Genomic DNA, 19,471 nt, shown 5'->3' with positions numbered 1-19,471 from the left:
TCTACTCCATGTACGCAAATATTCACCACAAACCTATTCATCTTAAAAGACAAAGTCAACGGGCTATTATCTAAAAAATTGTTAACAAGGTCAATTAATAGTCTTTTGAACCAGTTTTTGGGCTAAAGGTTTAACGGCGTTCTTATTTTTTAACGGTTTTCTAATCACTGGTTGTTCTGCGGGCGGTTTTTCAAGCCACAAAACCTGATTTTTCGTCGGCTTTTCGGACTCGCGCCAACGGAAGCCATCCAATTGCTGCACCTCCGCCGTTAATTCTTTTGGTGGAATGAGTTGCGAATCCGGATGACCGTAGAATCGAATCTTTCCCACCTTGTTATCAATAAATTCAATGTTCATTCGGCTTGACTCAACGTGGTTCAGACCAATTAATTTATTTTTATCGTCAACGGCGTAATACAGACTTTGCCCATTTCCTTCGACCAGTACCCGGTCAAGCACGGTTTGTTCCTGGTTCGCAGCGGTTGTTGAACTGGGCGATCCTCCCTTGGGAGTTAATACGCGCCTGGGGGGGAGTTTCGTTGCAACGGCCGAAACCGAACGTGGTCCACTGGCTGAAGCTGTGGTGGTTGAGACGGGCAAATCGGCGTTGGTAACGGTGTTTGATACCGTTTTTGTGACAAAAAAAGCGGTTATCGTTCGTCCCTTTACCTGATTGTAGTTACTGAGTGTATCCAGTGAAATAACAAACGATTTCGTCTTTAAAAGCATAGTATGAATTCGATTATTCTTCATCACCGCCCGCATCGAATCCGCTTCCATCTGGTATTTGTTCTGGCTCCAGACAATTGGTTTTTTGTAGAAATAAATAGTCGAATCAGCGGTATCGTAAATAAGCGAATCGCATTTACTTTGAAGATCTGATTTATAAAGAAATACGTTTTTCTGACCTAATAACCGGCGTGTATTGGTTACTTTATTATCGAAAGAAAACAAGGTATCGGCCCGTAAATAGAGTGTGTCTTTTGTTGTTTCATTGGCCAGACTTTTGGCTACCGGGTGGCCTGTTACCCGCGAAATACCGGCTTTTCCATTGTATCGAACGTGGTCGCCCAGAATGACCGCCTGGCGATCTTTGGCAACCATGATAACGTTGCCTTTGGCAATGCCCAATTCCGTCACATTGTCGTAATAAAGGCTATCGCCCGTCAGGCGATATTTAGGCGTTTCGACAGTGGCCCGGCGTTGAAAATTCGAAATGCCCGTTGTTGTATTGTACTGACCTTCAACCGCCGTAAGTACGCCGTCTTTGTTGGTGATACGGGTTGGGCCCTGAAAAATCGCCATTCGGGTCAGGGAGTTGTAAAGCAGAGAATCGGCGGTGAGCGTACCCTTGGGGTTTACCAGTCGAACGTTTTGCCGGAATGTAAACAGCTTGCTGCGGGTGTCGTAATACCCTTCCCGGCTGGTCAGCGTATTTTCTTTGTCCACAATTCGGCCGGGTGTCGGGTAGTGAGCAATGCCCGAAAGCATGTTGTAATCCAACTGAGCGGTCGTGAGCGTCATCTTCCGATCGCGCATAACGACATGGCCGCGCATATTTGCCTGACGGACATTGCCATAGTAAAACATGGTATCGCCCTGAACCGTAATTGTATCGCCTTGTACGATCTTTACGTGGCCATAGGCTTCGATAACGTTGGTCGTTGCGTTCTGAATAGCGAGGTCACAGTACATGAGAACTCCCTTCTGCCGAAACCTGACGTTGTTATATATCTTACGAACAACCTGCCCCGGCACAGTCAGGCCCACCAGGCTGTCGGCACCGGGTAATAGCTCAACCTTATCGGCTGCGTTGCCCGGCGCTCCCGGCCGGCCGGGCGAAGGAGGGCCAACCTGCGCCAGCGCATCAGCTGAAACAAACCAGGAACAGAGCAGAAGGAAAACGGCAAGCGAACGAATCATACTGACAAAACTACGGCTTAGGGCCGACTCCATATGGTTGAGAAGGAATTTTTAGGATTTATTAACGACAATCAACTGGTCAAATCGACGGATCGGGTGCTGCTGGCCGTTAGTGGCGGACTGGACTCCGTGGCGATGGCCGAGCTTTTTCAGCGAGTTAATCAACCCTTTGCGATTGCTCACGTTAATTTTACGCTACGGGCCTCTGATTCCGAGGAGGATGCTGCTTTTGTTGAAAACATGGCAAAACGCTACGGGGTTCCGTTTCACCTGGCCCGTTTCGATACCGCTGCCTTCGCGCAGGAGCAAGGACTGTCCATTCAGATGGCCGCCCGTGAATTACGCTACACCTGGTTTGCCCAGTTGCTGCAGGAGAACTCGTATGCCTGTCTGGCCACGGCGCATCATAAGAACGATGTCTTTGAAACGCTCTTGCTGAACCTGACCCGTGGAACCGGTCTGGCGGGTTTGCACGGTATCCGGATACGGCAAAATCAGATTATCCGTCCCTTGCTGTTTGCCACGCGAAAACAACTGGAGTCCTACGTAACGGAAGAGGGTTTGCTGTATCGGGAAGACAGCTCCAATGCAAGCGACAAATACGCCCGCAATCGGATCCGGCATCATGTAGTGCCCGTACTGAACGAACTAAATCCGGGTTTATGGCAAACGTTGCCCCGTACTGTTGAGCGTCTGCGAGCTGCGGAGGTGCTTATGCAGGCCGAGCTCGACCGATCCTGGCAGGCTACTGCTGAGGTACAGGATGACAAAATAATGCTGCCCACCCAAAAATTGCTGGCTCTGCCCGAACTGGCTTTTCGGTTGATGGAATGGCTGGCACCAATGGGTTTCACCACCGATCAGGCAAGGCAAATCGCCCACTTGGTAACTAAACCAACCGGACAAGTCATTCAGTCGGCCACCTATCGTGTTGTGCACGAACGGAATGGTTTGCTCATTGAGCCCCTACCTGGAAGAGGGGTTATTGACCTTTGGCTAACGGATTGGTCTACTACCATAGTGAAGGTTTCGGAGACGCATGAAGTAATGGTTGACGTAATGGACAAACCCACCGACTTTACTCCTTTTGGTGGGCCAACGGTTGCCAGCCTAGACGCTGATCGGCTTGTATTACCCCTTCATATTCGCTCCTGGAAGCAGGGAGATAAGCTGCGCCCGTTGGGCCTTAAAGGACACAAACTGGTTAGTGATTTACTCAATGACCTGAAAGTAAGCCGTACGGAGCGGGAGCAGACCGTGGTTCTGGTATCAGACGGCGAAATTGCCTGGGTAATCGGTCGGCGGATTGACCATCGGTTCAGGGTAACCACCCAAACTCGTAGAATCGCCCGGTTCAGCTACAGGGAGAAGTAGCCAAAACGCGTTAATTAGGTGTGAAATAAGTAAATTGCCTGGCGTTTACAGGTAACCGAATCCACAATTGGAAAAATTGGCACTCTATTTGATTAATTTCCGGAAAGCTCCCAATAGTATTTACTCATTGATATCCATGAACCGAATTGTACGTGTCCTGCTGCTGGCAGGGCTGGCCTTCTGGAGCCTGACTGCTCAGGCACAAAGTGCGCGACTACGAGCGGCAAACAAGCAATTTGAGAATCTTAGCTATGTCAGCGCAGTAAGGGCGTACGAGGATTTCCTGCGAACGGATAAAAAGAAAGACCCAGCCGAAGCGCGGGACGCCATGATCAAGCTCGGTTACTGCTATCGGAAACTGGAAGATACACGAAATGCCGAGCGCGTTTATAGCGAACTGGTAAAGACAAACACGGACCTCGACAGCGAGATTTACCTGTATTATGCCCAGTCGCTGGCTCAGAACGGAAAATACCGGGAGTCACAGAAGATATATAGCCAATATGGGGAGAAGCAAAAAGAAGATTTGCGGGGCCGGCGGTTCACGGTCTCCTATATGGACATGAGCCGGTTCTACCAGGATTCGTCGTCTTACCGGATTTCGAGTTTGCCCATCAACTCCCGTCAGGCTGATTTCAGCCCAATGTATTACAAAAATGGTCTGGTGTTTGTATCGGCTCGTGATGAATCGGGCCCGGTAAAGCGCGTATTTAACTGGAACCAGACGCCTTTCCTGGACCTCTATTTTCATCCTGACACCAACCAACTGCGCGTTCCGGGTTCAGATGCGGGCCGTTTGCCCAGTTCGGCAGTACTAGGCGGGGGGAGCGACAGTAACACACCGGGAGCCGACGCAGCCGCGGAAAATGCGCCCCTGACGAAAGCGGAACTGTTTAGCCGGACCCTAAATACAAAATACCACGAGGGGCCGATGACATTCACCAAAGATCAGAACTTCATTGTTTTTACCCGAAATAATTCCAGCAAGGGGAAGTCGGGTAAAAGCGCCGACGGTGTACGAAAGCTGAAATTGTATTCGGCCGTGAACCGGAACGGCAAATGGGGCGACATTCAGGATTTACCTTTTAACAACAATGACTACTCGGTTGGTCATCCTGCGTTTTCAGCCGACAATACGAAGATGTACTTCGCATCGGATATGCCGGGCGGATACGGGGGCACCGATATTTACGTAGTCGAGTTTGACAACGGCCAATGGGGAACGCCCGTTAACATGGGCAAGGAGATCAATACCGAAGGAAATGAAATGTTTCCGTATGCCGCCGAGGGTGATAACCTTTATTTTTCTTCCGATGGCCACGAAGGGCTGGGGGGGCTGGACGTTTTTGTTGCTGAACTTAAAGATGGGGTCGCCTACAGAGGGGTTCAGAACGCCGGTGCGCCGATTAATTCGGAGAAGGACGATTTTGGATTTATAACCGACAAGGGCCGGACAACGGGCTACTTCAGCAGCAACCGAAAGAAGGGAATCAGCGATGATGACATTTACTCATTCCGGCGCACCTGCAAGCAACTGAATATTTTGGTATATGACGCCAAAACAAGTACGCTTCTCGATAACGCGGACGTTCGCATCCTTCGAAATGGGGTTAACCAGGAGCTTCGAATCACGAATGTAAAAGGCCGGGTCGATCTGTGTGTGGATTCGAATACGGAGTATGAGTTCAGAGCTATAAAAGAGGGGTACGCCATGAACAGCGTTCGTTTCTCAACCCTTACGCAGTCGCCGAAGCCTGTTCTGAATGTGTCGATCTACCTGGAGAAATCAGAGAACACGGTCGTGAAAGGGGTGGTTAAAACGGAAGTAAATCAGCAACCCGCAACCGGGGTAAAAGTGACGTTGCGGAATGACAAAGACAAGTCAGAGCAAACCGTTACGACTGGGGCCGACGGAGGCTATGAGTTTGATATGAAGCCCGGTGCACCGTATACCATTACGGCCCAGAAAGATCGCTACGCCACGAAAAAAGCCCAATACAGTAAATTGAAGCGTAAAAGTAACGTGGTTACCGATTCGCTTGGCTTATACGGCGTTGGGGATGTGTTCGAATTGAAAAGCATTTATTACGACCTGAACAAGTTCTTTATTCGTGCGGATGCGGCTCGTGAGCTGGATCATGTCGTGTCTATTCTTAGAGAATACCCTAAAATGCAGATCGAACTGCGCTCCCATACGGACTCCCGCGCAACGGATACCTACAATATCCGGCTATCGGAAAACAGGGCCAGAGCGGCCATGGATTATTTGGTATCGCGCGGCATTGCGGCTAATCGGTTAATGGCACGCGGTTATGGCGAATCGGAGATTGTGAATGGCTGTGTTGATGGGGTCAACTGCTCGGAAGGCGAACATCAGCAAAATCGTCGTACAGAGTTCAAAATTGTAGCTGTTCAGTAAAAGAACCCGTAGATACAGCCTAAAAAAAATACCCTGCCTGGCAGGGTATTTTTTTTAGGCTGTAGGCTCTCTATTCTGAAGTCTTAACGTGCTTTTTGTGCATCGTTTTGGTTGTTGTCGACACCTTGCTCGGGGTCGATTTCTTTACCGTTGTGGTGGTTGTCGTTTTGCTCGCTGGTTTGTCTTGCGAAGGCGCGCTGGCAAACACCGTGTTTACACAAAGGGCGGCTACTATGCAGGCAGCCAGAATGGACTTTTTCATATGATTTGGAATGGTTTAAGGTGATAACCCACCACCGTGGTGGACTTGTCGCTCGAAAGGTCGGTTGGTTTTGTTAAACGCCGATGAATGATAACTTAAAAAAAGGTTAAACTGTTATTACCCGAACCGTTACCGATAGTTGCCCAACATGCCGCATGGTATGCTCGGCGGCATGCGTCAATAACCCAATAACTGTGGAGGGGATCTGTGTCCGTCCCACACCCCGGCCATCCGTAAGCGTTTTTTCATCTGTACTGCGCAGTTGAGCCAGTGCCCGATCGACCTGTTTGCCGAATTGGCTTACTAAGTCCTGAACGGATGACGTAGTTTGATCGGCTTTCCCTTCAGATGCCAGAGCGGTTAGCTGCTCGGCCGACAGGGCTTCGTTGCGGGCATAGGTGAAAAGCCGATCGAGCACACCCGTCAGGTGCTGTAGATGAAAGCCAACGGAGGCTACACCCGCCGGTCGTTCCCACAGGAGCGATGGCGGAAAATCGCGCATCAGCGTGGTCACTTCTTCCTGAGCCTGCATCAGTGCATGCGCAACCGGTTGCACTAGGGGAGGTATGTCGGCTAGGGGACCCCGCAGCCAAACTTCGCGTGTTTCCAAAGACATAACGATGCATTAAATTACGGTACCACCGTCCGCGTAGAACAAACTACCCGTGCTATACGACGAAGCATTCGACGCCAGAAACAGCGCCAGCGGACTTATTTCATGCGTTGTGCCCATGCGAGCGATGGGCAAACGAGTCGTGAAGTGATCGAGCACTTTTTCGTCCTGCCAAAGTGCCTGGCTGAATTTGGTTTTGATCAGGCCGGGGCAAATCGCGTTGACTCGAATGCCATCGACACCCCATTCCTTGGCCAGGACTTTGGTCAGCATATTGAGTGACGCTTTGCTGACGCTGTAGATGCCCAGACCAGGATCGGGCGTATGGCCGGCAATACTGCTGATCATAATGATACTGCCTCCGCCACGGGCTTTCATGCTTGGATAACATAATTTGCTCAGCTCGAAGGGGGCTTTCACGTTGGCCTGCATGATCTTGTCAAACGCCCCGCCGTCGCAGTCGAGCGAAGGGCCGAAGACCGGATTGGAGGCCGCATTATTGACCAGGATATCAAGGCCGCCGTACGTGTCGATGCTCTTACTGACCAGCTGCTGAAGCTGAGCCATATCGCCTACATGGGCGGCTATGCCTGTCGCGTTGCCCCCCTGGGCCTTAATGTCATTGGCAAGCGCATCACAGGCATCCTGTTTACGGCTGCTAATGATTACGCTGGCCCCGAAGCGGGCGAATACACGGGCTATGTCCTCGCCAATGCCTTTGCTGGCCCCCGTAATAAGGGCTACTTTGCCGGTAAGGTCAAAAATGGCTTTTTCCGCCCCGGTAATCTGCTGGGTTTCCATAGAGGAGGGAGTAAAAGAAAGATCGCAGATAATTCGTTACGATCGCAAAATAGGCAGCTGCGCTCCCGTCGAATTATGTACGGTCTGTACGCTGAACGGGTTATTGCTCAAAAAAGCACACAGTTCCGCCTACCCAATCCTTATTTTTGTTGAAGTTGACGCCAATCATTTCGCCCCGACTCAAACGGCTGAGATTCGTAATCAAGGTCGGTTTTGCATCATTTTTGGGCCAGATAAATAACATCCGGATTTCGCATTTGACCAGTCCGTCGGGCGATTGGATGACGGGTTCATATTTGACCTTTCGCTGAAGTAAATACCCGTCCCGCTGGTGAGCCGGAATGGCATCGAGATCGGCAGCGGTAATCGCCAGCTTAACCCCACTACCCGCAAAGGAGAACAACGGTTTCAGGACGTAATTCTCCAGATCAGCCGGGTAACTGCTCAGGTCGGATAAGTAATAGCTGGCTGGCACATAAGGACTCTTGAGCAGGGGCAGCGTGTATTTACTGATGCGGAAGAACCAGTTCGGGTGACCAATCCACTCAACGTCTACATCGTCGGTAAGGTGAAAATCGCTGCGTAGATCCGGGAAATTTTGTAAGTCATCGAAAATCAATCGGTTATAAATTCGCTTAATGCGAATCTGCCGCCCGTCTTTCTCGTAGTACAACGCTTTACCCTCTTTTCTGATTTTGGTCAGGCAAACGGGCGCTACGCCCAGGTATTTCTCCGTCAGAATAAAGTCGATGCGGGTCTTTTGCTTTTCGGGATAAATTTCCAGCAGAATTACCTCTTCCGGTTGGCAGTCGCCCACAATCATTTGGCGGAGCTGTTCGATGTAATCAGCGTTATTGTCAACTGTAAAGAGATGAGAAAGATTAGCCGGAATAGGATATCGTTCGCGAAACGTGCTAGCCAGGAACGCCTGAAAGGCATACAACGATGGGAAGCCCTGTAGCTCGATTAACTGCGGGGTTAGCTCCCCATTGGCGTCATGGCAAACGGCAAAGTCGATGGCCATGAACTGCGTATGCTCGTCTTCGTTCGGAACCCGTTGCTCCGCCGGAATAGCCTTATCGGTCAGCGCTTTAAAATCTTTGCGGGTTATAACGGCGATAATATCGTTGCACGCGGCCACTAATTTATCCGTCAGTACTTTCGGGATGAAAACAGGTGTTTCTGCCACACGAAAATCCATCTGGCCAGGAAAATCGGTATCAATTTTATCCAAAAAAGCCCGGTAACTCTCCGGGCTGAAGGCTTGATTATAGGCTTGTCGGGCGGCTTTAATCATACATGTAGGGATTGGGAAAGAAGGCAATAAATGTAGATGGGCGCGAGCGTACGCTGGTGCGCGCCCATCTATAACGCTATTCCAGGATAAGCTCCGGCGATAAAGTTCGGATGGCCTGTTGCAGAAAGCCCGGTAAAATGACGGATGCCGTTAGGGCAATCTTGTCGGGATCCTGCAAATAAGCTACCATGTCATCGTACTTTTCCTGCCCGAAATTAGACACGATGTGGTTTCGTTTTTCAGGCTGCATAAAGTAGCGAAGCATGCCCTCATTATCGGCCTCGGGGTGGAACTGGGTACCAATAATTTCAGGCGAGAAACGCATCGACATCACAGCCCGGTCGAGCAAAACGTGAGGTCTGATCTTTTCAAGACACAAAATCTCCGCACCCAGTTTGATCATTTGCTCGGCGTCGGGTTCGGTGATCTGGTAATCGCGGGAGTCGACGGCGAAGAACGGATCCGGTAATCCTTCGAGTAACTCTTCCGAGTCGCCCTCTTCGGTTTTATGCACCGGAAAAATACCAAACGACGTCGATTTTCGCCGACTCAACAGGCCCAGCCCGAGGTGACGAACCACCAGCTGAAACGAATGACAGATCAGGAAAACAAACTTCTTCCGTTCATTAGTCCGATTCCACTCGAAGATCTGGTCGATCAGCGAAAAGTAGCTTGCTTCCCACGCATCCGACGAGGCCATTGGACTTCCCGGTCCACCTGACGAGATATATACGTCATAGGTTAGGTCAGGAATTTCGTTATTTGCCCGGACGTCATACACGTCAAATTCCAACTCGGTGTTCAGGTCCGTCAGTTGGTTACTCCCCTGTACGTTTCGAATGGTATGCAAAATACAACGCATGCCCTCATTGGCATGGTTGTTATTCATATCTAGAACAGCAATCTTTACTAAGCTCATAAACTGTGTATTACGGCTAACTATTAACCAGTGATGCCTCGGAAAAGAACTACCTGATGCCGAAAGAAGTTTCTTCGACAATGTAATTTACCACTTGCTTCAGGTCGTTGGTTTGCTGGAAAACGGCCAGTTGGCGGTCGGCACCCGTACCCATTTCCAGGATTTTCAGAACGTATTCACATTCTTCGCGGCTACCAAGCTCGTCCATAACATCGTCGATAAACGTTAGCAATTCGTGAATCAGGTGATGCGTCGGAACTTCTTCCTGTTTGCCAAAGTCGATCAGTTTTCCTTCAATACCGTAGCGAGCGGCCCGCCATTTGTTTTCGTTGATCAGGATTCGGCGATAGGGCCGGAAGTTGAGATTCTGCTTGTGAAGCTTGTCAATTTTGGCAACCAGCGCCTGCATGATAGCGGCCAGACAAATGGTTTCATCAACCCGCATCGGAACGTCGCAGATACGAAACTCAATGGTGTCAAAGAACGGGTGCAGCCGGATATCCCACCAGATTTTCTTGCCGTTGTCGATGCAACCTGTCTTGACCAGTAGCTCAATATATTCGTCATACTCCGCGGCCGATGAGAAGTAGTCAGGAATACCGGTTCGGGGAAACTTATCGAACACTTTTGAGCGGTACGACTTAAACCCGGTGTTGCGTCCTCGCCAGAAAGGGGAGTTCGTTGACAGGGCGTAGATGTGGGGTAGAAAGTACCGGACAGCGTTCATGATCTGGATGCCTTCGTTCCGGCTTTCGATACCAACGTGAACGTGCAAACCAAAAATTAAGTTGGAACGGGCCACGTCGCGCAGCTCTTCGATGAGTCGATCGTACCGTTCGTTGGGCGTAATCAACTGCTCCTGCCAGTCCGAAAACGGGTGCGTACCGGCAGCGGCAATCTTAAGGTTCTGTTTCTCGGCCAGTTCGATAATCATTTGCCGCAGATACGTCACTTCCTGACGCGCTTCCTGAATATTTCGGCAAATATTCGTGCCCACCTCAACAACCGCCTGGTGCATTTCGGCCTTTACGCGCTCATGAAGGACAATCTGGCCACCGTCAACAATCTTCGACATGTGCGAACGCAACTCGCCGGTACTGGGGTCAATCGTTTGAAACTCTTCTTCAATTCCAAGGGTGAAAACGGGCATCGTTAGTATAGGTTAGTATCAGGTTGGCTAGCACAAAAGCTGAAACAATGGGATAAGATACATTTTTTTTGTAAACCTGATGCGGTGTCAATGGTTTTCTCTAAATAATTGCATTTAGACACGTACATCATGAGAAGTCAACGCGAAAAGAAGCTGATTACGAAATATTGGCTGTTTGGGGGAGGTGGGGCGATGCTTCTGGGGAGTGGACTGGCGGTGCTCCTGCATGGGTCGAAACTTCGTGAAACCAATACCGATCCCTGGTTTTGGGTAAGTACCGGGGGCTTTGCACTAATTATGACAGGATTGGGTTTCATTGGCGATGCCAATCGGTTTCGTACCTTGGCCGATGTGTTGCAGGAGTTAGATAAACGCGCCAATAGCTAGCCCAAAAGGTCGGAATGAGTTGGGCTGACGCACAGGCTGTTCGACTCATTCCGATTTTTTATAGTCAGGCTTGCAAAATGGCTGAAACGCCCAGACGGAATATACTCGAGACAGTTAAGCAGTACGGAAACCGACTGTCACGGTTTATTCGTGGGCAGGTGAGATCTGACGAAGACGCCGAAGATATTTTACAGGATGTCTGGTATCAGTTAACCAAAGTGGTCGATCTTGATGGCATCGAGAGCATGAGTGGCTGGCTTTTTCAGGTAGCCAGGAACCGAATTACGGACGCCTATCGAAAGAAAAAGGAAGACTCGCTGTCTGACCTGATGGGCGAGGGAGAGGACGATGCTTTTCAGTTTCGGGAGATTCTGCTGGCCGATGCCCAAACACCCGAAGACCAGTTTTTTAAAGACCTGTTCTGGGAGGAACTGATGAAAGCGCTGGACGAGTTGCCCGACAATCAGCGCACCGTGTTTGTGCAGAATGAGCTGGAAGACCGAACCTTGCAGGAAATTGCGGATCAAACGGGCGACAATCTGAAAACCATCATCTCCCGAAAACGATACGCCGTTCAGCACCTTCGGAAACGGCTGCAACGCCTATACGACGAACTCGATAACTTATAAGCTTATGAAAACTTCTCACCGACGGTTCCGACTCTTCATACCGCTGGCTATACTGCTTGCGTTGCTGGCCGTATCGTACGTCGTATTCTGGCTTTGGAACACGGTGCTGGTAGCCGTTGTGCCCGTTAAGCCGGTTACTCTGTGGCAGGCCGCCGGGTTGCTGCTGCTGTCCCGAATCCTGTTTGGCGGATTTAAATTTGGCCCACCGGGTGCCCGCTACGGCAATGGCGAGGGACCATCATCCTGGCGTAGCCGATGGCGACAGATGAGCGATGACGACCGGAGCAAGTTTAGACGGGAGTGGAAAAGACGCTGTAACGATCGGCCCGACGCGCCGAATTGATCGAGAATCTGTTTGCACTTGCAAACGTAGTTCCCCGGCGCGTCATGCCGAACTTGTTCCGGCACCTCCAACTTGCCTTTTAGGAGACATAATGATGCCGAAACAAGTTCGGCATAACGCGCTACCTGGCGAAATCTGCCCGAATAGAACATCCCTATACCTTCAAACAAGTTCAAAATAACCATTTACAGCACTTTTGGCTCAATCCAGAGTGCGGTAAAGCAACTGACAATCAACAGCAGCCATACCCAGTTTGGCACTTGTGCGGTCGATGTACGGGCTGGTGAGTCGCCTGTTGTTTGGTATGACGCATGCGCGGATATGAATCGCCGAATGAGTTGCCGGTCAGCCAGTGGACCGGCTTTGGTACGGGCATCCACATACAGTGCCAACGAATCCTGAATGGACTGCCAGCCAGCCTGTCTGAACAAAGACGAGCCCGAAGCCGAGTGTTCGTTGAGGGGCGATTTTACGAGCGATACTGTATCCTGACCAACGAGCAGTACGGACGGCAGGCTGCCCGCGTTGTTGATCAGAATTTCCTGTTGCAGGCCGCTGTAGAGCGGGGCATCTACCTGAATCGTGTTCTTGTCGGAGGGCGACAACCGCGCCAGTACCGCGGTCCAAAGCCGGGTGTAGGTTACGCTATCGCCACTGAGCGATAACGGAAACGTTTCGCTTAACAGGCTGGCACCAATCCGTCCGGCGAGTTTGCGCTGAACCGCTACCGGATAGCCCGTCACGGAAAACTGATTCAGATTATCCGTAAAACGATAGGGGAGCGCACTGACGCCATTACCAACCGGAACGACGGGTTCACTCGACACCTTCCTGACCTGCCATTTGCTACCTAGTGCCTGATTGATGGTCCGGCAATCGCTTTCCGGGTTGGTCAGGTTAATGAACAACACCGCTTTCCCTGCCGCGAGTACCTTCTTCACCGTCGTATTGGCCGCGTTGGCGGGGTCGGTGATCAGTAGATCCGGCGTTGTTCTATCGACAGATGTGCCGGCTTTATTAATGTTTACCGTACTGTTGATACGGGTCGAAAGTGTTGTTACGACCTGTACCGTATGCCCCTGCTTCCCTAGCCAGCCAGCCAGTGTATTGCTTTCAAAATCAGGACTGTCGAGCAGAAATTGCACCTTCAATGGCTCCGTTGGCCGGGCGAAAAAACGGATTGTGTCGAGGGTAGTGCTGCCCAGGATTAGTTCAGCCTGGCTGCGACCCCGAACAAACGCCGGAAACTGGAGCGAAAACGCATTGTCTCCCGCGTGTACCGAAACACTATCCAGCGTCCGATTGCCAAAGCGAAGGCGCAGCAGCTGCTTTTCCGAAGCGTTCACCCGCCCGGTAATTCGTTGGATTTCTCCCTGACGAACGATGCCTTTCCAATGAAGACTTTCCAGTTGATCCGGTGCGGTGTAGGGTACCCAGTTGATGGACGAATGGCTGAGTTCCGTCAGGGTTTCGACGGGGAAACGCTGGCCGACCAGCGTTACGGAATCATACTCATCTGTCAGGTTCCGGCTGGTAAAGCTATCCTGGATGTGCAAACTGTCTTTAACCTGACGGGCAACTGCCGATGGCACTTCATCACCGATCAACAACGCATGACTGGAAGGACGTTGCGTCAGCCAGTGAAATTGCCAGAAGTAAGCCACCATCATCAGCCATAGGGTGACGTTCAGGCCGGTTTTGATCCATTTCCGGCTACTGGACAGTGATTGATTCCGGTGAATCATCCAAAGTTGACCCACCAGCAGGATCAGCAGCGCCAGGGCGATAAACCAATTAATCGGGCTAGTCCAATTGATACTTGTTTGCATTCGAATAAGCAGATCGTCTGCCGGACTAATTAATGTGTCGCCAGAAAGCCTGTTGCAGCGCGCGGTCGCTGGTATAGGCCGGTCCCGTCCGCTCCGACGCGCCCACCAGGCTGTATAATTTTGTTTTCAACTGCGTTTTCTCGACGGGGGTGAGCGTTTTCCCTCCGGCCAGTTTTTGCAGCGAGGCCAGCATGGACCAGTTCTGAAGGCCGCTGTTTACGACGCCATTCGCCAGCGCATTGCCAAGCTGCTGGACCGTCTGTCGTTGCCGGGCGCTGAGTTTGGGTATATCCAGATACCCGAGCGCTTCGGCAACCAATAACTCAATTCGCTGCTGGCTGTAGGTACGCTCCTGGTTAAAGACCGTCGTTACATTCTTCATTTCGCCCGTTAGCCGGGTTTCTTTTTCCTTCGTCTGGGGTGGGTCGAAGCCGCTTTTCCTGACATAAGACCGGGCTTTTTGCTGCGACATTTTCAGGTACTTAAGGGCTTCCTGTTCAAACGGCAGCGCTTTTTCGGGCTCGTATAACCGTAAGTGCAATTCGGACTGCCACATGTTTTCCAGCGCCATCTTTAACAGCGACCGGGTCGATTGCTCGTGGAAGGTGTTCGTTTCGGCGTTGTCGTGCGAGTGAACGTACTGCTCCATCAGGGCGGCTACCGGATCCTGATTATCAGTGGCCTGGGCTGCCGGGCTGCCGTGGTCATGATGGTGTTCTTCTTCATGATGAGCCTCGGCATGTTCCTCGCCCTTATCGTGGTCATGAACAAACCCTTTGAGCGGGTCGCCGTCTTCATCGGTAGGTTCGATATGGCCACCCCCGGCCGAGGTTTCGAATTCTTCGCCCAGAAACTGGCCGTACCGCAACCGAAGCACTTTCTGGTCGAAGCCAATCTCGTTCGATTGACTTTTAAACGCATGGCTTGTCTTCACCGTCGTTTTCTTTCGGGTCGCTATCAGCTTTTCTGTGTCGATGATAATTTGCCGCTGGCTTCTGAAGTACTCAGGCATAATGTTAACCACCATCGTGGCCAGCTCACTTTCCTCCACTTCGGTTGTGTCTTTGTAAACCAGAAAATACGTATCCGATTTGGTGAAATTCGGTTCTGGCTGGCGGTTATCGAAGGCCGCCCAGTAATAGTACAGCTCGTCGCCCGGCGTAAATTTCAGTTCGTTGAGATCCAGCGTTTTGGTGAGCCTGGCATCCTTGAAATTCGCCTGACTCAGCGGCAGCCGCACTTCCCTGAACTTAACGTTCTCACCCGAACCCCGGGCTACAGTGGCGACAAGAAACGTCTTCGAAACCGAAAAATCATCCGAAATCCGGGCGCCGATTGTCAGAGTCTTCGGGTCTTTGATGGTATGAAAGCTGTACAGTTCTTTCGAGTTTGGCTCAATTTTGGGAGCCAGATCAGGGCGGGCTTCGAGCCGGTAAAAGTCCGATTGGTAGATAACCGAATCTTTCTGCTGATTGGTACGCCAGTAGGCCTTGATGGCGTACAAACCGGAGTTAATCAACTTATCCTGATACGTATAGGCATCACCGGATTTCCGGAACATAAGCTCCTTTCCCTGGTTATTCACGAGCCTCACTGACACCTGATTGGTTGTGCTGAACCGCAATGTCCAGGTCAGACTAGTGCCCACAACACCCGACGCGTTCAGCGTTGACGAGTTGATTTCCGGAAGCCGGGTGTAAGCTGGCGGCTGAATGCGCAGACTCGCAGATTCAAATGTTGGTGCAATCGGTTTGCTATCGGGCGTGAACGCGGCTAGTAAACCCTGTTTTTGGGAATTATGGGCCGGATCATTTTTCAGTAAAGGATACCCGATGTAAACGGCCAGCGCAGCAACCAGAAACAGGCCATATTGACCCGCCTTGGCCAGTACCACAATGGGTACTCGAACCGTTTGTACGTGTGTGTTCAGGCGGTCGAGCTGGAGTTGTTCAGCCAGGTTTAGCTGAGGTTTCGTTAAGAGGGGCAAGCTGTATTCGACATCGCCGACCGTTTGGTGGATGAGTCGAATCGCCTGCGGTTTCTTGTCCTGATACAGTTTACTCAATACGGCTCCCAGGCCAAAACCAGCTATACCCAGCAGCAACGACCAGACGGTTGGCCCGGCAAACGTAGCTGTGAGCAGATAGGCCGAAATGGCTAACAACACACAGCGTAGCAGAGCGTTGGCGTACAGTTGGTACGTGACCGACGAGACAAGGCGTTTCAATTCGTTCATGCGTTTTTGGTCAAAGCAAGCCAGCGTTCAACAAGTAATAAACTAACGAAAAGCAGCAGAAGCGTGTCCTGAAGACCTGCCTGTTGCGCGGCTGTAGGTTTGGTTGACGGAATAAAAAGAGACGTTAGATCCGGTTGACTCAAGGGTTTTTGGCTGGAAACAAGGCCATACTGATGCATTAATTGAGCCCCGAGCCATTCGGGTAATTGCCCCGTGGCTGCCCGATCCGATGTTTGTGGCGTCAGTAAGGCATTCGTAAAGACTACGTTTGTACTACCTGCTGACGTTTCAGCCCCGGAGACAATATAGAAGGTTTGTGGCGATGGCTTTACCGGCGGCTGATCGGTAAGTATCCAGGCATAGGAGCGGTTTGGTTGTGGCGATTCGTCAACGACAAGGTCAAGAGCGTAAACGTCCGTCAGGGCGTTGAGAGCGGCCTTAACGGTTTGCCGTTCCCGTTCATTCCGGTAAGTAAGCAAGGTGAAAATCGGTCCTGAATTGGCGGGAGCAAACCGGAATTTCAGCGTTGGGTCAAGGGAGGGAACGCTGGTTAGTTTACCCGTCCGATCAATAAATAACTTTCTGCCGTTTTTGCCAGCCAGGTAGTGGCGGGGTTGGCTCACCGAGTCAATGACCGAATGAAGTTGAAAGCGCGCGGGTACGGTGATGGCTGGCAAGCTGGCCAGTGCCTGATTGTTGGCGATGTATAGGTGAAGTTCGGTGTTTTTTGTGTCGAGCTTAGCCAGGGCCGTTTGCAACTGCAATGGATTAACTACCACCGATTTTTGAGCGCCAGACGATTTTTCGTCGATACTGCTCAGCCGCTCGTCGGCCCACACAACTCGTTCCTTCTTCCTTTGTGCGTCCGTCAGTTCAAATTTAAAGTTTTCCGCAACGGCCAGGCTGGGCTGAACCAGGTGAAGCTTCTGAATAACGGGCGGCTTCGTGAACCAGGAAAGAATGGGTTGAGCCAGTAAAACGGCCAGCAGCAACAGCAGTAAACACCGGCAAATGAGCAGCAGCAGGTTGTCGAGTCGGAGCCCGCGGCTTTGTTGCTGCTGCTTGTCAATAAGCCATTGCGTCGCGGCCCAGGGCAAGGGTTTTCCCTGCTTCTGGTGCCAGAAGTGAATAGCCACCGGAATCGCTACGGCTAGCGCACCCCACAGTAAAAATGGCTCAACAAACGGCATGTAGGGTATCGGGTTTACGGGTTTGGGTCAACGGTATGTCAACTCAGTAAGAACTGCTTTAAAACAAGGGCAATGGGGTCACTCAGGCGAACGCGAATTAGGCGGACATGCGGCATGCGTAAACTTTCTTCTAGTTTCGTCAGGTAAGCTGTTGCCCGTTCCCGAACAATATCTCGAATAGCGTCGGCCTGTAATTCGATTTCTTTGCCCGTTTCCAGATCCTGAAACCGGTAGAAACCGTTCATGGAAAAATTGATTTCTTCATCGCCCAGTATCTGAAAAATAACGATTTCCCGACGTGGCCCGGCTACTCCCTGAATCAAGTTTACCCACTCCTCATCGACCTGCAAAAAGTCTGATGCGATGATCAGTACTTCGGCCTGTTTACGCCCGAAGTCGGGGACGGATGGATTACGGTTTTCCCAGGCCCCCAACGCAGGTGTTGCTTCGAGGATGGCCACAATTTTCTGGAATGCCTGTTTGCCGGGGGGGACCAGCGTCTGAACACGGCCCTGTTGCAGCGCATACAGACTCAATTGGTCGCCCTGGCGATTGCTCAGATACGCCAGCGAAGCCAACAGAATGCGGGCATACTGTAACCGACTGACATTCGCTTCCGTGTAATTCATGGAACCCGACAAGTCGATCAGTAACCGGACCTGCTGATTGCTTTCCGTCGCTGATTCCCGAACCAGATAATGCCCCGTTTTGGCGAAGAGTTTCCAGTCAATGCGCTTTGGATCATCGCCGGGGCTGTAATGCCGAAACTGCTCGAATTCGGTTCCGATGCCCGACCGTCGACTGGTTTGAATACCCAGCAACAACTCATCACTAACCAGTTTGCTGGCTAGTTGCAGGTTGTTCAATTTTATGAGTTCGGTGATGAGCATGTATCTACCGGTTTATGGTCTGTTCGGTTCCTCGCCGGGATGTACGGTTGTACCCCCGTGGGCCGTGTCCTTGTTGGCTATTTACACGTTTGTAAACGTTTCCGTGGTTCGTGTCCTCACGAACCATTCGTACGGGTCTATCAGATTGACTCTGCCGGAAAAGGTGGGCCGTAAGGACACGGCCCACGGAGACACAACCACAATCCACAAACCGTAAACTAGTTAATAACCGTCAGTAACTCCTTGATCACCTGATCCGTTGTGATGCCTTCGGCTTCCGCGCGGAAGTTCAGGGCAATGCGATGGCGTAGGATGGGGTAGGCGAGTGCCTGAATATCATCGGGAATAACCGAGAAACGTTCGTGCAGTACAGCACGGGCTTTGGCACATAAGACCAGGGCTTGTCCGGCCCGTGGACCTGCGCCCCATTCGCCCCATTGCTTCACGAAGGCCGACGGAGAATCGACGGGGCGGGAAGCCCGCACCAGCCGATTGATGTACTCAATCAGTTCGTCGCTGATGTGTACTTCGCGGGTAAGTTTCTGTAATTGAATGATATCCTGGTCAGAAAGAATGGTCTGCAGTTTCGGACGTGAGGTGCCCGTGGTACTTTTCAACACATCAAGCTCTTCCCGCTCTGACGGATAACTAAGTTTGATGTACAACAGAAAACGGTCTAGCTGGGCTTCCGGCAGCGGGTACGTGCCAGCCTGCTCGATTGGGTTCTGCGTCGCAATGATCAGGAATGGCTTGGGTAATTCGTAGTCATTGCCGCCATACGTGACCTTGTACTCCTGCATGGCTTCGAGCATGGCAGCCTGCGTTTTAGGCGGAGTCCGGTTGATCTCATCGGCAAGTACAACATTGGCGAATAGGGGCCCCCGGTTGAAAACGAAGACTTTGTGGCCCGTTTCATGGTCGTCTTCCAGGATTTCCGTTCCAACAATGTCGCCGGGCATGAGATCGGGCGTAAACTGAATTCGTTTGAATCGCATCGCCAAGGCATCAGACATGGTCTTAACCATCAGCGTTTTAGCCAGGCCGGGTACGCCTTCCAGCAGGCAATGGCCACCCGCCAGCAACGAAATAAGGACTTCGTTAATCGCTTCCTGCTGGCCTATAATAACTTTCCCGATCTCGTTTCGTAGCAGAGGCAGCTTGGCTACCAGTGCTTTGTAATGCGTTAAGTCTGTTGTTGAATCCAATTTT

At 51.2% G+C, this 19,471-nt stretch carries 17 protein-coding genes; 5 read left to right on the top strand and 12 right to left on the bottom strand.

Annotation, left to right across the window (positions count from 1 at the left end):
- Positions 1-90: 90 nt before the first annotated feature.
- Positions 91-1,956, bottom strand: coding sequence for an OstA-like protein (locus ACYU87_RS10900; protein ID WP_461134094.1), 1,866 nt, complete (start codon positions 1,954-1,956; stop codon positions 91-93).
- Here ACYU87_RS10900 and tilS point away from each other — a divergent pair, their 5' ends adjacent.
- On the top strand, positions 1,957-3,297 hold the full coding sequence (gene tilS, locus ACYU87_RS10895; protein ID WP_461134093.1) for a tRNA lysidine(34) synthetase TilS: 1,341 nt from the start codon (positions 1,957-1,959) through the stop codon (positions 3,295-3,297).
- A gap of 136 nt (positions 3,298-3,433) precedes the next feature.
- Positions 3,434-5,716: an OmpA family protein gene (locus ACYU87_RS10890; RefSeq protein WP_461134092.1), complete on the top strand. Its 2,283-nt coding sequence runs from the start codon at positions 3,434-3,436 to the stop codon at positions 5,714-5,716.
- Between the two features lie 70 nt (positions 5,717-5,786).
- Here the strand turns inward: ACYU87_RS10890 and ACYU87_RS10885 are convergent, their stop codons facing one another.
- The 6 genes from ACYU87_RS10885 to ACYU87_RS10860 form a co-directional block, all read right to left on the bottom strand.
- Complete coding sequence (locus ACYU87_RS10885) at positions 5,787-5,978, bottom strand: hypothetical protein (protein WP_461134091.1); 192 nt, start codon at positions 5,976-5,978, stop codon at positions 5,787-5,789.
- 106 nt (positions 5,979-6,084) lie between these two features.
- Entirely contained in the window at positions 6,085-6,594 is a 510-nt protein-coding gene (locus ACYU87_RS10880) for a DinB family protein (protein WP_461134090.1), read from the bottom strand.
- A gap of 9 nt (positions 6,595-6,603) precedes the next feature.
- Positions 6,604-7,392: a glucose 1-dehydrogenase gene (locus tag ACYU87_RS10875; RefSeq protein WP_461134089.1), complete on the bottom strand. Its 789-nt coding sequence runs from the start codon at positions 7,390-7,392 to the stop codon at positions 6,604-6,606.
- Positions 7,393-7,492: 100 nt separating this feature from the next.
- Entirely contained in the window at positions 7,493-8,689 is a 1,197-nt protein-coding gene (locus ACYU87_RS10870; RefSeq protein ID WP_461134088.1) for a hypothetical protein, read from the bottom strand.
- Between the two features lie 76 nt (positions 8,690-8,765).
- On the bottom strand, positions 8,766-9,608 hold the full coding sequence (locus tag ACYU87_RS10865) for a type 1 glutamine amidotransferase (protein WP_461134087.1): 843 nt from the start codon (positions 9,606-9,608) through the stop codon (positions 8,766-8,768).
- Between the two features lie 49 nt (positions 9,609-9,657).
- Complete coding sequence (locus tag ACYU87_RS10860) at positions 9,658-10,758, bottom strand: carboxylate-amine ligase (RefSeq protein WP_461134086.1); 1,101 nt, start codon at positions 10,756-10,758, stop codon at positions 9,658-9,660.
- A 129-nt stretch (positions 10,759-10,887) separates the two neighbouring features.
- On the opposite strand from ACYU87_RS10860, the gene ACYU87_RS10855 reads away from it, so the two are divergent.
- The 3 genes from ACYU87_RS10855 (at position 10,888) to ACYU87_RS10845 (ending at position 12,117) form a co-directional block, all read left to right on the top strand.
- Positions 10,888-11,145, top strand: coding sequence for a hypothetical protein (locus ACYU87_RS10855; RefSeq protein WP_461134085.1), 258 nt, complete (start codon positions 10,888-10,890; stop codon positions 11,143-11,145).
- Positions 11,146-11,222: 77 nt separating this feature from the next.
- On the top strand, positions 11,223-11,774 hold the full coding sequence (locus ACYU87_RS10850; protein ID WP_461134370.1) for an RNA polymerase sigma factor: 552 nt from the start codon (positions 11,223-11,225) through the stop codon (positions 11,772-11,774).
- Between the two features lie 4 nt (positions 11,775-11,778).
- Positions 11,779-12,117, top strand: coding sequence for a hypothetical protein (locus ACYU87_RS10845; RefSeq protein ID WP_461134084.1), 339 nt, complete (start codon positions 11,779-11,781; stop codon positions 12,115-12,117).
- 185 nt (positions 12,118-12,302) lie between these two features.
- Here the strand turns inward: ACYU87_RS10845 and ACYU87_RS10840 are convergent, their stop codons facing one another.
- The 5 genes from ACYU87_RS10840 to ACYU87_RS10820 all read right to left on the bottom strand — a co-directional run bounded on the left by ACYU87_RS10840 (position 12,303) and on the right by ACYU87_RS10820 (position 19,467).
- Positions 12,303-13,946 carry a hypothetical protein gene (locus ACYU87_RS10840; RefSeq protein WP_461134083.1) on the bottom strand — a complete coding sequence of 548 codons (1,644 nt, stop codon included), beginning with the start codon at positions 13,944-13,946 and terminating at the stop codon, positions 12,303-12,305.
- A gap of 25 nt (positions 13,947-13,971) precedes the next feature.
- Positions 13,972-16,182 carry a hypothetical protein gene (locus ACYU87_RS10835; protein ID WP_461134082.1) on the bottom strand — a complete coding sequence of 737 codons (2,211 nt, stop codon included), beginning with the start codon at positions 16,180-16,182 and terminating at the stop codon, positions 13,972-13,974.
- The gene (locus ACYU87_RS10830) at positions 16,179-17,372 is read right to left on the bottom strand and encodes a BatA domain-containing protein (RefSeq protein WP_461134081.1); all 1,194 of its coding nucleotides are present in this window, start codon (positions 17,370-17,372) and stop codon (positions 16,179-16,181) included. Before ACYU87_RS10830 ends, ACYU87_RS10835 begins: the two co-directional genes overlap by 4 nt.
- Before the next feature lie 38 nt (positions 17,373-17,410).
- Positions 17,411-18,262, bottom strand: coding sequence for a DUF58 domain-containing protein (locus ACYU87_RS10825; protein WP_461134080.1), 852 nt, complete (start codon positions 18,260-18,262; stop codon positions 17,411-17,413).
- Between the two features lie 218 nt (positions 18,263-18,480).
- The gene (locus tag ACYU87_RS10820; RefSeq protein WP_461134079.1) at positions 18,481-19,467 is read right to left on the bottom strand and encodes an AAA family ATPase; all 987 of its coding nucleotides are present in this window, start codon (positions 19,465-19,467) and stop codon (positions 18,481-18,483) included.
- Positions 19,468-19,471: the final 4 nt, after the last annotated feature.

This window comes from Spirosoma lituiforme (assembly GCF_054776635.1).
Note: the sequence above shows the minus strand (reverse complement) of the source record. Positions and strands in the feature narration are given on the sequence as shown.